The 13,344-nt window shown below is 45.7% G+C and carries 10 protein-coding genes; 7 read left to right on the top strand and 3 right to left on the bottom strand.

What is annotated here, in order from left to right:
• Window positions 1–115: 115 nt before the first annotated feature.
• Complete coding sequence (ilvD, locus tag ACZ2XM_RS07685) at window positions 116–2,002, bottom strand: dihydroxy-acid dehydratase (protein ID WP_490587807.1); 1,887 nt, start codon at window positions 2,000–2,002, stop codon at window positions 116–118.
• A 290-nt stretch (window positions 2,003–2,292) separates the two neighbouring features.
• Window positions 2,293–3,171, bottom strand: coding sequence for a hypothetical protein (locus ACZ2XM_RS07690; protein ID WP_490587808.1), 879 nt, complete (start codon window positions 3,169–3,171; stop codon window positions 2,293–2,295).
• A gap of 266 nt (window positions 3,172–3,437) precedes the next feature.
• Here ACZ2XM_RS07690 and ACZ2XM_RS07695 point away from each other — a divergent pair, with 266 nt between their 5' ends.
• The 5 genes from ACZ2XM_RS07695 to ACZ2XM_RS07715 all read left to right on the top strand — a co-directional run bounded on the left by ACZ2XM_RS07695 (window position 3,438) and on the right by ACZ2XM_RS07715 (window position 10,832).
• Window positions 3,438–3,872: an HIT family protein gene (locus ACZ2XM_RS07695; RefSeq protein WP_490587809.1), complete on the top strand. Its 435-nt coding sequence runs from the start codon at window positions 3,438–3,440 to the stop codon at window positions 3,870–3,872.
• Between the two features lie 411 nt (window positions 3,873–4,283).
• Window positions 4,284–6,332: a BCCT family transporter gene (locus ACZ2XM_RS07700; protein WP_490587810.1), complete on the top strand. Its 2,049-nt coding sequence runs from the start codon at window positions 4,284–4,286 to the stop codon at window positions 6,330–6,332.
• 196 nt (window positions 6,333–6,528) lie between these two features.
• On the top strand, window positions 6,529–8,625 hold the full coding sequence (locus ACZ2XM_RS07705) for a BCCT family transporter (RefSeq protein ID WP_490587811.1): 2,097 nt from the start codon (window positions 6,529–6,531) through the stop codon (window positions 8,623–8,625).
• 66 nt (window positions 8,626–8,691) lie between these two features.
• On the top strand, window positions 8,692–9,768 hold the full coding sequence (dusB, locus tag ACZ2XM_RS07710; RefSeq protein WP_490587812.1) for a tRNA dihydrouridine synthase DusB: 1,077 nt from the start codon (window positions 8,692–8,694) through the stop codon (window positions 9,766–9,768).
• A 176-nt stretch (window positions 9,769–9,944) separates the two neighbouring features.
• A complete protein-coding gene (locus ACZ2XM_RS07715) occupies window positions 9,945–10,832 on the top strand; it encodes an SDR family NAD(P)-dependent oxidoreductase (RefSeq protein ID WP_490587813.1) in 888 nt (295 codons plus the stop codon).
• Window positions 10,833–10,942: 110 nt separating this feature from the next.
• Here ACZ2XM_RS07715 and ACZ2XM_RS07720 read toward each other — a convergent pair whose 3' ends face one another.
• A complete protein-coding gene (locus ACZ2XM_RS07720; protein WP_490587814.1) occupies window positions 10,943–11,371 on the bottom strand; it encodes a hypothetical protein in 429 nt (142 codons plus the stop codon).
• 248 nt (window positions 11,372–11,619) lie between these two features.
• Here ACZ2XM_RS07720 and tnpA point away from each other — a divergent pair, with 248 nt between their 5' ends.
• Window positions 11,620–12,027: an IS200/IS605 family transposase gene (tnpA, locus tag ACZ2XM_RS07725; protein ID WP_490587815.1), complete on the top strand. Its 408-nt coding sequence runs from the start codon at window positions 11,620–11,622 to the stop codon at window positions 12,025–12,027.
• Entirely contained in the window at window positions 12,020–13,177 is a 1,158-nt protein-coding gene (tnpB, locus tag ACZ2XM_RS07730; RefSeq protein ID WP_490587816.1) for an IS200/IS605 family element RNA-guided endonuclease TnpB, read from the top strand. Before tnpA ends, tnpB begins: the two co-directional genes overlap by 8 nt.
• Window positions 13,178–13,344: the final 167 nt, after the last annotated feature.

Consider the following 13,344-nt stretch of genomic DNA (forward strand, 5'->3'; position numbering starts at 1 on the left):
AATTTAGCAATAAAAAAAGCAAGCCAGTAAAGACTGACTTGCTTCTGAGATTTTACTTTTTTAAAAATTATAGCCTTGCTAAGACTAGGCTCGCGTGACCCTAAGTCTAAAGCTATTAACGCTCGACTTGACTGACATCACGGACAGCACCAGTATCGGCACTGGTGGTCATTGCGGCATAGGCTCGTAGCGCAGGCGTGACATAACGTTCACGACTCACTGGCTTCCAAGCTTTGCTACCGCGACTCTCCATCTCTTCACGACGCGCGGCTAATTCAGCATCACTGACCTGCATGTTGATAGTACGGTTAGGGATGTCGATATGGATGGTATCGCCTTCTTGTACTAGACCGATAGCGCCGCCTTCAGCCGCTTCTGGGCTGGCATGACCAATGGATAATCCCGAGGTACCGCCCGAGAAGCGACCATCAGTGAGTAGCGCGCACTCTTTGCCTAAACCTTTTGATTTCAAGTAAGTGGTTGGGTACAGCATTTCTTGCATACCTGGGCCACCTTTAGGGCCTTCGTAACGGATGATGACCACATCGCCCGCGACGATTTGATCCGCAAGCACAGCCGCTACTGCATCATCTTGTGATTCAAAGATACGTGCACGACCGGTAAAGACTAGGATGCTGTCATCAACGCCAGCGGTCTTGACTACACAGCCACGCTCGGCGATATTACCGTATAATACCGCTAGGCCGCCATCGGTAGAATAGGCGTGTTGGGCGCTACGAATACAGCCTGACTCGCGGTTGACATCAAGGTTTGACCATTCTTGCGATTGTGAGAAGGCTTCAGTAGTACGGATGCCGCCTGGTGCTGCGATATAGCGGGCGCGTGCTTCAGCATTGTCAGGATTCATAATATCCCATTTATCAATAGCTTCTCTCATCGTAGCACTGTGGATAGTCGGCAAGTCCGTATGCAGCAAGCCGGCACGATCGAGCTCAGCCAATAACGCAAAGACGCCGCCAGCACGGTGCACATCTTCCATGTGATATTTTTGTGAGGCTGGGGCGACTTTAGATAAACAAGGCACATTGCGACTTAAACGGTCGATATCATGCATTTTAAAGTCAACTTCCGCTTCATTGGCAGCGGCTAATAAATGCAAAATAGTATTGGTAGAGCCGCCCATAGCGATATCTAGGGTCATGGCATTTTCGAAAGCGGCTTTGGTGGCGATAGAGCGCGGCAGTACCGAATCATCATCTTGCTCATAGCGACGTTTGGCTAGGGCTACGATGGTGCGGCCCGCTTCCAAGAACAGCTCGCGACGTAGCGAGTGGGTGGCCAATAGTGAGCCATTACCCGGCAAGGCTAGACCTAAGGCTTCGGTCAAGCAGTTCATCGAGTTGGCGGTGAACATGCCCGAGCATGAGCCACAAGTAGGACAAGCGGAGGCTTCGATAGCGGCGACATCTTCATCACTAATATTGTCATCAGCCGCGTCCATCATCGCGTCGACGAGGTCTAACTTACGGATGGCGCTACCATCACTGTCTTCACTATTATGGCTTTTACCGACGGTACTGGCTAAGATTTTGCCGGCTTCCATTGGGCCACCTGAAATAAATACTACCGGGATGTTTAGGCGCATAGCCGCCATCAACATACCTGGGGTGATTTTATCGCAGTTAGAAATACACACTAAGGCATCGGCACAGTGAGCATTGACCATGTATTCGACAGAGTCGGCAATTAAATCGCGACTCGGCAAGGAATACAACATACCGCTGTGACCCATGGCGATACCGTCATCGACTGCGATAGTATTAAACTCTTTTGCGACACCGCCAGCTTTTTCAATCTCACGCGCGACCATCTGCCCTAAGTCTTTTAGATGCACGTGACCCGGTACAAACTGAGTAAATGAGTTGGCAATGGCAATAATAGGCTTGCCAAAGTCGCCGTCAGTCATACCTGTAGCACGCCATAGGGCACGAGCACCGGCCATATTACGGCCGCCAGTTGAAGTTTTTGAGCGGTAGTCCATGAGATGTCCTTTCTGATAATGTTAGGGCTAAACAAGATAAAGCCAATGCAGCGCATGACCGTGTTATGCGCTTGAGCTGTATAATAATCTTAGGAATAAGATAACTATCGAGCGAGGTGGAGTTTTACGGTATAACCCTAGTTAATAAAAATAGGCTATTTAAAGACAATGCTAGTTAATAAAACATGCCATTTCATCAAATATTATATCTAATACCTTATTGTACCTAAGAACGGCGCCAAGCTATAGGTCTGAATAAATAACTATTTCATAATTAAAAGTTATACGGCCTAGGCAATCCGAGCTTGTATAGCTTTATCCAGTTCAGGTAGATCGGCTTTATGCGCTTCAAGTTCGCTCAATAAGGCGACGGCATAACGCGGTTGCAAGTGCTGATACTGATTTTCTCGTGGCAATAATAGCGCCGTGTTTTGCAGTAATGCGCGCTCATCCAACAGACCGGTAGCGTCATTGCTAGCACTATTCGTACTATTAACATTAGCAACACTATTGGCGTTATGAGAATAGCGACTAGAGTCGTGAGTCGCCTCAGTATTACCAGTTGTTTCAGTATCGATGGTAGCAGTGTTTATAGCAGCGGCTTGATGGTCAGCATCGTTAGCCCCTATGAGCGTACTAGCATAAGATTCCGCTGGCAATACTCCTATAGGCTTAGCGCATTTATTCAACACGAAGACATCGCTAAAGAAGTGCCAAGTCTGCATCGCCTGAGCCACCGCCTGAGTTTTATCGCTAATATAAATAGGCTCTAATGCCTTGGCGGTATTGGTAAACCTTAAGCGTACCGCAATTTGTAGCGACTCAGAAAACAGCACTAAGGTGCCAATGACCTTGACTTGCCATGGCGCGGGAATAGTAGCGACAGGCAGCTGCAAAAGGTACGCAGCTTCAGCGGCCGACATAGGCTCATTAAAGCGTTTTAAGAGAGCAGGGGTCAGCGGATGCGCCGCCTTTAAATCGGCACTTAAAGTATCATAGTGATATAAAAACGGCAATGTGGCATCTTGCGTCACGGTCTCATCAGTGATTTTGCAATTGTGTACTTGCCATTTAATAGAGGCATCAATTAGCAACTCGTTAAGCCATAGAGTGTTGGCAGGTATTGAAAAAGATGAAGGGGTTACGTCCGTGGTGTCTGCTGCAATCATAGTTTCGCTACTTTTATAAGAGTGGTCTGGGCGGTAACTTATATAATTAGGGCATCGACAGGCTTTATCAATGCAGTTTGGCTAGACTGAGCGACCGCATAGTATTGGTAAATGACTTGCGCCATTATTGGGTTTAATGGCCTATCTATGCTAGAGTTTGAGCTGTTTTTAATGATGATTTTTATCTTAGTTCTTATTCAGCTATTATTTAGCTCATATTTAGTGCTAATTCTAAGATGTAGGCAATATAACACAAGGAGTACGTGATGACCCAAACGACTAAAACTTATGAAGAAGGCAATATTTTTGCCAAAATGCTCAAAGGTGAGATCCCTTGCCACAAGGTCTACGAAGATGATAAGACCTTGGCTTTCATGGATATTATGCCGCAAGCCAAAGGCCATGTCTTGGTAATCCCCAAGCAGCAAGCGGTCGAGCTAAGTGATTTGGAGCCTGAATACGCCAGTGCGGTGTTTATGACCGCCAAAAAAGTCCTGCAGGCGCAGCGCCAAGTATTTGAACGTGATGGTATTATCCAGATGCAGCTAAACGGCTCAGAAGCAGGGCAGACGGTATTTCATTACCATGTCCATTTGATTCCCTCTAGTATCCATGAGCTTGGCAAGCATGCGGTTACGATGGCCAATCAAGACGAGCTGGCTGAGCAGGCGAAACAATTGGCCGCTATCATCAATGCTTAAATGCAAAATAATATAAAGCACTACTGGCAATAGACATTTCTCGGTAAATATTATCAATAACTATAAAAGAGGCAACTAACAAGTTGCCTTTTTTATTGCTTGGTAATAATGATGTAATGAACGTTAAAGTAATGTTACAAACCGGCGACATTTCTGGGGTTTATAAGGCGTTTGTGGTAAACCTTTCTTATAGCTAGCAATTATTCGCTAGTCACTGTCAATTATCACTCAGGGCGAATTTTGACCATACGGCTTATTGTCCGTAATGGCTCTGTACAGAGTCGTGTCTTTTATAGCCTGTTGCAAATTTGAAAAATACTTTAACACTTTGAGAATATAACTTTTTAAGCGACTGGGCTGCATTGGCCTGAATCGTCGCCTTAAGAGGTCTATTTTAATGAGAACATCTTTATGAAGAGTCAATCATCCCGTTCCACCATTTTATTACCGGTCTTTCTCCCAGCCGCCGCTGTTATGCTGCTATTGGTCATTGGCACCGCGGTAAATCCAGTCGCTGCTGGCGAACTATTCAGTCAGGTGCTGGCTTTTACCACCGATACTTTCGGTTGGTTTTACATGTTGGCGGTTGCCATCTTTTTAATGTCTATTATTGCCTTAGCGTTTTCGCCTTATGGCAGTATTAAATTAGGGCCCGATCATGCAGAGGCTGAGTATAAGTTTTTAGAATGGTTCGCCATGCTATTTTCAGCCGGTTACGGGATTGCCTTGCTGTTTTACGGGGTTGCCGAGCCCGTACTACACTTTGCCAGTCCCCCGTTATCCACGCCGCAAACTATTGCCGCCGCGAAAGAAGCGATGCAAATTGCTTATTTCCATTGGGGCTTTCATATCTGGGCGATTTACGGCGTAGTAGGTTTATCCTTAGCGTATTTCTCCTTTCGTCATGGTTTGCCTTTATCGGTCCGCTCGACGCTCTATCCTTTAATTGGCGATAAAATCCATGGCCCCATTGGCCATACCGTGGATGTGTTTGCGATTGTGGGTACCATGTTCGGTATTGCGACCAGTTTAGGACTATCGGTAGCGCAAATTAACGCCGGCTTAAATTACTTGTTGCCAGAGATGGTGCCAGTGAGCACTACCGTACAGGTGATTATCATCGTGTTAGTAACAGCCGCTGCCTTAGTCTCCGTGCTGGCAGGTATGGATAAAGGGGTCAAAAGGCTCTCTATTCTCAATATGGTCTTGGCTACTGCGCTAATGTTGTTCGTGTTTATCGTAGGCCCGAGCATCTTTATTCTTAATGCCTTTATGGAAAATACGGGTAGCTATTTAGGCAATATCGTTGAGCGTACCTTTAGCCTGCAAGCCTATCAATCGAGCGATTGGATTGGCAGTTGGACGCTATTTATCTTTGCTTGGACGATTGCTTGGGCGCCTTTTGTCGGCCTATTTATTGCGAAAATCAGCCGTGGCCGTACGATTCGCGAATTTGTCTTGGGCGTGATGTTAGTGCCCACCTTGTTTACTTTCTTTTGGTTTTCAGTGTTTGGCGATACCGCGCTACACATGATTATGGTGGATGGCTATACCTCGCTAATTAGTGAAGTGCAGAATAACCAAGCCATTGCTTTATTTAAATTATTAGAACAGCTTCCGTTTACGCAGATCGTCTCGTCATTGACGGTATTGTTGATTATCACCTTTTTTGTCACCTCGTCGGATTCAGGATCGCTAGTTATTGATGCCTTAGCCGCGGGTGGTCGTAGCGATACGCCATGGTGGCAGCGTACGTTTTGGGTGGTCACGGAAGGCGCTGTAGCGGCTGCTCTGCTCATCGCTGGTGGCCTAGAGGCCTTGCAAACGGCGGCTATCGTTAGTGCTTTACCCTTTGCTATCATCATCTTGATATCGACCTTTGGGATGTGGCGCGCGTTACGTATCGAAGGGCATCGCAACCAAAGTTTGGTTAATAATAACCACTTGCCACCGCATCTACTAAAACTAGAGGCTTGGCGCGATCGTATTGACTACATGACCTACCAACCGACCCGCGAGAAGGTGCTTAGTTATATCCAAGGCACTGTACTAACGTCAATGACTGAAGTCGCGGAGAAGTTTGCAGAAACTGGTTGGCTGCCTGATGTGAACTATGATGAGGTGAATAACCGCGCTGTGTTTGAGTTAAGACGGGGTGATAGCGTTGAATTCTGGTACGAAGTGCGCTTATCAGAGTACGAAGTCCCGGATTATTATACGGAAGACATGAACAAAGGCTTGCCAGAAGAGCATCATCATCGTGCGGAAGTCTATCTGCGCCGTGGTGGTCAGACTTATGATTTATATGGTTATCAATCCGAATCGGTTATTAACGATATTATTGACCAGTTCGAAAAATACCTGCACTTCGTTGACATCTCGCCCAATATCTTACCTTGGCGCATGCAGGAGCATGATGATGACATTACGCTGGAGCAGGGCAGTGTGTTTGATAAATAGCCCATGAATGTTGAATAAGTAATATGTACTTGAATAAGTAATTGAATAAATAATAAGGCAGCTGCAAAGGTTGCCTTTTTATTGGGCAAAAGGGCGGTTCTTATTTAACAAAATTTCCAAAAATTTGTTTGAAAAAATAAGAAGAATCAAGGAGTATTGCCGCCTATTTAAATTCACGATTTTTTGAGACCGTTTTATGAGCAAATTACCACGATCCACTATTTTGCTGCCCGTGTTTATCCCCACGGCAGTCATTATGCTATTGCTGGTCGTTGGCACGTCCCTTAATCCAGGAGCGGCTGGTGAGATATTCAGTGAGGTATTGAGCTTTACCACTGAGACTTTCGGCTGGTTCTATATGCTGGCCACCGCGTCTTTTTTAGTGTTTCTGGTCGCTATTGCCTTCTCCTCTTATGGCAGCATCCGTTTGGGGCCTGACCATTCTAAGCCCGAATATAATTTTGCAGAATGGTTTGCCATGCTGTTTTCGGCAGGTTATGGCATTGCCTTACTATTTTATGGGGTCGCCGAACCGGTCATTCACTTTGCTGCGCCGCCATTATCCGATCCGCAGACTATTGCAGCGGCAAAAGAGGCGATGCAAATTGCTTATTTCCACTGGGGCTTTCATATTTGGGCCATTAATGGGGTGGTGGCTTTAACGCTAGCTTACTTTGCTTATCGTCACGGTTTACCTTTGTCTATGCGCTCGACTCTGTACCCTCTGATCGGCGATAAAATCTATGGCCCTATCGGCCATGCGGTGGATGTGTTTGCTATTTTGGGCACGCTATTTGGGCTGGCCACCAGCCTAGGTATTTCTGTCGCGCAGATTAATGCGGGCTTGAATTATCTACTACCAGATATGATACCTGTGAGTAGCACGGTGCAGGTCATCGCGATTGTTTTGATTACCGCAGCTGCCTTGGTGTCGGTATTAGCGGGTATGGATAAAGGGGTAAAAAGGCTGTCTATTTTAAATATGGTGATAGCCACCTCGCTGATGTTATTCGTGTTTATCGTGGGTCCAAGTATTTTTATTCTTAATGCCTTTATGGAGAATACTGGCAGCTATTTAGGCAATATTGTTGAGCGTACTTTTAGCCTACAAGCCTACCGCAGTAATGATTGGATCGGCAGCTGGACATTATTTATCTTTGCTTGGACTATTTCATGGGCACCTTTTGTCGGGCTGTTCATTGCTAAAATCAGTCGCGGTCGCAGCATCCGTGAATTTATTTTAGGGGTCATGCTGGTCCCCACCATTTTCACTTTCTTTTGGTTTGCGGTCTTTGGGGACACGGCGCTACATATGGTTATGGTGGACGGCTATAACTCGCTGATTGCTGAAGTGCAAGCCGACCAAGCTATTGCTCTGTTTAAGCTATTAGAGAATCTACCGTTTACTGAAGTGGTGTCCTCGCTTGCGGTATTGCTGATTGTTACCTTTTTTATCACCTCATCAGACTCAGGCTCGCTAGTTATTGATGCGCTAGCCGCTGGCGGCCGTACTGATACACCTTGGTGGCAGCGTACGTTTTGGGTGGTCACTGAGGGCGCGGTAGCTGCTGTACTGTTATTAGCAGGGGGTCTGACGGCACTACAAACTGCAGCTATCGTAAGTGCTTTACCCTTTGCCATGATTATGATGTTGGCTATGTTTGGGATGTGGCGGGCGCTACGTATTGAAGGGCACCGCAATGAAAGCCTAGCTAACGACAACCATCTGCCACCGCATCTGTTAAAGTTAGAAGCCTGGCGCGATCGTATTGATTATATGACCGACCAACCGACCCGCGATAAGGTGCTCAGCTATATCCAAGGTACTGTGCTATTCGCTATGAATGAGGTCGCCGCTAAGTTTGCTGAGACCGGTTGGTCACCTGACGTGAATTATGATGAGTTGAATAATCGGGCAGTGTTTGAGTTACGCCGTGGCAGCGATGTGGAGTTTTGGTACGAGGTGCGCTTATCTGAGTATGCCGCACCAGACTATTATATCGATGCTCCTAATACTGCGAAAGGCGGTGCTGGCGCTAATAAAGGCGGTGCCAGTCCTAAGCGCAGCAGCGTGCTACAAAAGCATGATTACCGTGCCGAAGTGTATCTGCGCCGCGGTGGCCAGACCTATGATTTATATGGGTATCAAGCCGACTCTATCATCAACGATATCATCGACCAGTTTGAGAAGTATTTGCACTTCTTAACGATGTCGCCGGACACTTTGCCATGGCGGATGCAGCAGCATGATGATGATATTACCCTAGAGCAGGGCAGTGTGTTTGATAAATAACCCTTGAATTAAACTTAGCAATACTTACAATAACGGCTTGTTCACCATTGGCACAAGCCGTTTTTTATGTCTAAAATTTTAACGTCGCTTTCCCCTGCAGCACTTGCTGATAGCATCTCCGCTACCACGCCCTCTCATGATTTGCGTGGCGAGTCGCCACACCCGCTATTAACCCCATTAAATATTGGTGGGTTGACGATAGAAAATCGTCTGATAGTGGCACCCATGGCTGGCGTGACCGACAATCCTTTTCGCAAACTCTGCAAGTCTTTTGGCGCAGGGCATGCGGTTAGCGAGATGATCATTGCCGATACGGCGTTATATGCGCGTAAGAAGTCGCTATATCGGGCCAATTTTGATGGGGAGATTGCCCCTATCTCGGCGCAGATAGCGGGGGCTGAGCCGGATAAGCTCGCTGAGGCAGCCAGATATCAGATAGACAATGGCGCACAAATAGTGGATATTAATATGGGCTGCCCCGCTAAAAAGGTCTGCCGTAGGCTAGCGGGTTCGGCGCTGCTGCAAGACGAAGACTTGGTCGCTCGGCTGCTTGATGCTGCGGTCAATGCGGTCGATGCCCCTGTGACACTTAAGACCCGGCTAGGCTTTGAGAATGGCGCTGAAAATATCCTACGGATTGCCAAACGCGCAGAACAGGCTGGCGTTGCAGCCATCGCTATCCATGGCCGTACTCGCGAAGACATGTATACGGGCAAGGCGCGCTATGAGCTAATTCGCGAAGTAAAAAATAGCCTAAGCATCCCTGTTATCGCTAATGGTGATATCGATAGTGCGGAGAAAGCCCTAGAAGTGTATGAGATGACCGGCTGTGATGCAGTGATGATTGGCCGGGCAGCGCAGGGGCAACCGTGGTTGTTTCGAGACATAGCCCATTATTTAGCGAATGCAGAGCAATTACCTGCACCGACGGTGGCCGAGATTAAGCAGATTGTCTTGACCCACCTAGAGGCGCTATACGAGTTTTATGGGGAGTATTCAGGGTGCCGTATTGCCCGCAAGCATATTGCTTGGTATACCACAGGTATTCCCAATTCCAATGCCTTTCGCCAAGCGATGTATGGTGAAGAGAGTACAGCCGGGCAGTTTAGAGTCGTGGACGCGTTTCTTAGTGCCCATGAATGATGGGTCGCTGGCTACAAAAGTGTATGGTTGTACTCTGAGATATTTATATAAACAACTGATTTGTTTAAATATTTATCGAATTTTCTTGGCTTTAGGTTATACTTTTTTGTTATGCTATAACTTTATGTTAATAGCTTAATATTAATCCCTATCAGTCTAATGAAAAGGAAGTCATGATGGCCAACCCTTCAAAAAAAGCAATAACCCAAGCCGTTCAAGGTAAAAACATAATTATTACCGGTGCCTCAAGTGGTATTGGTGAGCATACAGCGTTTTTGCTGAGTGAGTGCGGTGCCCATGTTATCTTATTGGCTCGTACTGAGGACAAGCTCAAAAAAGTTAAAGACAGTATTGAAGCGTTAGGTGGCAAGGCGAGCTACTACCCCTGTGACCTTACCAATATGGATGCCATTGAGACCGTCAGTCAGCAGATTCTTGCTGATTTCGACCATGTCGATGTCTTAGTGAATAATGCTGGGCGCTCGATTCGCCGATCGGTGCATGAGTCGGTCAATCGCTTCCATGATTTTGAGCGTACTATGGAGATCAACTATTTTGGTGCGGTCAAAATGATTCTTGGTTTTCTACCAGTAATGATTGCTCGAAAGACCGGTCAGATTGTGAATATCTCCTCCATCGGCGTATTGGCCAATAGTCCACGGTTTGGTGCGTATGTCGCCTCAAAATCAGCGTTGGACGCCTTTAGTCGTTGCTTGGCTGCTGAGGTCAAAGGAGATAATATTAAAATTACCAATATCTTCATGCCTTTGGTACGCACCCCTATGATTGCTCCGACCAAACTCTACCGTTATATGCCGGCTCTGAGCCCTGATGAAGCGGCGATGATGGTCGCCAAAGCTATCGTCGATAAACCCAATAGTATCGCCAGCAATATGGGCAAACTGGCCTCGGCTACCTATTCTTTGGTGCCTGCATTTAACGTGGGGGTTCAGTCTATTGGTTATCGTCTATTCCCAAGCTCGACGGCTGCCCAAACCACAGATAAAAAGCCTAACCTGGCTCAGCGCGCCTTTGCCCGCATTCTACCAGGTGAGCATCACTAGGGCTAGAGATAACAATAACTAATAAGTACCTAATAAGCAGACAATAAAAAAGAGCTACTAAATAAAGTAGCTCTTTTTTTATGATTTTTATTCCTAAATACTACAGCGGCTTAGCCAAACGCCCGCCAGAGTCCCCAAAAGATAATCGCCATAACGATAAGAATAAGCGTCACGCGTTTGACCCAAGAGGGCAGCAGCGGCTTTTTATAGCCCATATCGTCCAAGCGATTGTCCAAGCCAGAGCTTAAAGCCGCAAAAGGTGAGCTGGTCTTGCGGGCCTCCAGTTGTTCTTCGGTTAGCCTGACCGGCTCGGGGTCATTACTAAAGTTCATCGCACCCGTCGGGATACCTTGCTTATTGGCGATACTGCTAAGTTTCTGTTGCTGCTTGGCTTTCAAATACAAATCGTAGTCATCGATACGGTCTTTTGCCTCGCCCATGCTAATATTTTCGGCGTCAGCCAACGACTTAATGGCAGCGACGAAATTGCCTTTTTCGACCAATTGAGCGACAGCTTTGGGCAGTTTAGGGCTAGACATGGGAGTGTTCCTTGATTAGTAGTAAAGTAAGCGCATACAGCAGGGTTGATAAGAGGGCGGGGCTAATGCGGTTATTTTACTATTTTTTGCCCCATAATCGGGTTTTGAAAATGTGTTATTAATATTTTAACCCTTTATAGCAGAATTCTCCCACCTCTTAGGTAGAGGGATGAATGCGGTTTATTGCTTGCGTCTCGTTTTGCGTAATGATAGAGTCAACAATCAGTCTTAATAATCACAAGATATATATGACATACGAATTAGAAACAAATGCACATTCAGTCTTTCTGCTGAACTACCATCTTATACTGGTTGTGAAGTATCGTCGCAACGTGTTCGATGATGATATTTCAGAACGAGCCAAAGCTATTTTTGAGCGCATTGCCCCCGACTATAAGATAGAGGTTGTTGAGTGGAATCATGACAAAGACCATGTTCATATTCTATTCAAGGCACACCCAAAAACTGAGATAAGTAAGTTTATCAATGCCTACAAATCAGCCAGTAGCAGACTGCTTAAAAAAGAATTTCCTAGTATCAAAGAAAAACTGTGGCAGGATAAGTTTTGGTCACTGTCTTTTTGTTTGCTAACAACTGGTGGCGCACCGCTTGCTGTTGTTAAGCAGTATATACAGAGCCAAGGCGAGCATGAGTAACCATAAACAAATACTTAAAGCCTATAAATTTAGGCTGTATCCCAATGCTGAGCAACAGATATTCTTTGCTAAGTCGTTCGGCTGTGCTCGTTTTATTTGGAACAAGATGCTTAATGACAAGATTGAGCATTATAAAACAGCTAAAACTGAATTAAAAAATACTCCTGCTCAATACAAAAAAAAGTTTGAGTGGCTAAAAGAGGTGGATAGCTTGGCATTGGCCAATGTCCAACAAAACCTACGCAGTGCTTATAGCAAGTTCTTTAAGAGCGGGGCAGGCTTCCCTAAGTTTAAGAAAAAAGGCGTGAGAGACAGCTACACCACCAACAATCAACAAGGGACGGTTGCTATTGTTGATTCGACAATTAAACTGCCTAAAATTGGTCATGTTAAGGCTGTGATAGACTGCTCTGTCAATGGTCTTATTAAGAGTGCCACCATCAGCAGAACATCATCAGGTAAGTATTATATCAGCATCTTAGTTGAAACCATCGTCAACGAGCTGCCAAAAACCAAATCCAATATCGGTATTGATTTAGGATTAACAGACTTCATCGTCTTGTCGGACGGTACAAAAGTTGCTAATCCTAAGTTTTTAGCGAAACTTGAGCGAAAATTAGCTCGTGAGCAAAAAATACTAGCCAAACGCAGAGAGGTTGCCAAGGCACAGCAGCGCAAGCTGTCTGAAAGTAGCAACTACCAAAAGCAACGCTTAAAAGTTGCCAAGGTTTATGAAAAAATAACCAATACTCGCAAAGACTTCCTACACAAACTCTCATTCAATCTTGTCAAAAACCACGACTTTATTGCGATTGAGGATTTGAACGTCAAGGGGATGGTTAAGAATAGAAAATTAGCCAAGTCAATCAGTGATAGCTCATGGTCTACATTTGTTACTATGCTGACATACAAGGCTGATTGGTACGGCAAAGAGGTCATTAAAATAGACAGATGGTATCCATCCTCTAAGACCTGTTCAGGCTGTAATCATGTCCTTGCCAAAGCTGAATTAACATTAAAAATGCGGGAATGGCAGTGTCCAAACTGTCAGCAAAAAAACAACCGTGACCTTAATGCCAGTATCAATATCTTAAATGAGGGATTAAAACTGGCAACACTCAAAACCGTCGGTGTGACGGAGTTAGCTTAGTCAATTTGCCTAACCGCTGATACAAAACATCGTATCAAGTATGGGTATTACCTAAGAAACCGCCACCTCTATAGGTGGTCGGTAGTTCATAACGTATTGCCCATAAAAAATCGCAACCATGAGACATGATTGCGATTAGGGAAAGTCGTCTTGAGACAGAGCGGTAA

It is taken from the genome of Psychrobacter sp. CoH-33_TS_01 (genome assembly GCF_058189395.1).

What these genes read in the sequence shown, in the direction of transcription:
- ilvD (WP_490587807.1), bottom strand. Translation starts at nt 2,002, where the DNA reads ATGGACTACCGCTCAAAAACTTCAACTGGCGGCCGTAATATGGCCGGT.
- dusB (WP_490587812.1), top strand. Translation starts at nt 8,692, where the DNA reads ATGTCTAAAATTTTAACGTCGCTTTCCCCTGCAGCACTTGCTGATAGC.
- ACZ2XM_RS07700 (WP_490587810.1), top strand. Translation starts at nt 4,284, where the DNA reads ATGAAGAGTCAATCATCCCGTTCCACCATTTTATTACCGGTCTTTCTC.
- ACZ2XM_RS07695 (WP_490587809.1), top strand. Translation starts at nt 3,438, where the DNA reads ATGACCCAAACGACTAAAACTTATGAAGAAGGCAATATTTTTGCCAAA.
- ACZ2XM_RS07720 (WP_490587814.1), bottom strand. Translation starts at nt 11,371, where the DNA reads ATGTCTAGCCCTAAACTGCCCAAAGCTGTCGCTCAATTGGTCGAAAAA.
- ACZ2XM_RS07690 (WP_490587808.1), bottom strand. Translation starts at nt 3,171, where the DNA reads ATGATTGCAGCAGACACCACGGACGTAACCCCTTCATCTTTTTCAATA.
- ACZ2XM_RS07715 (WP_490587813.1), top strand. Translation starts at nt 9,945, where the DNA reads ATGGCCAACCCTTCAAAAAAAGCAATAACCCAAGCCGTTCAAGGTAAA.
- ACZ2XM_RS07705 (WP_490587811.1), top strand. Translation starts at nt 6,529, where the DNA reads ATGAGCAAATTACCACGATCCACTATTTTGCTGCCCGTGTTTATCCCC.
- tnpA (WP_490587815.1), top strand. Translation starts at nt 11,620, where the DNA reads ATGACATACGAATTAGAAACAAATGCACATTCAGTCTTTCTGCTGAAC.
- tnpB (WP_490587816.1), top strand. Translation starts at nt 12,020, where the DNA reads ATGAGTAACCATAAACAAATACTTAAAGCCTATAAATTTAGGCTGTAT.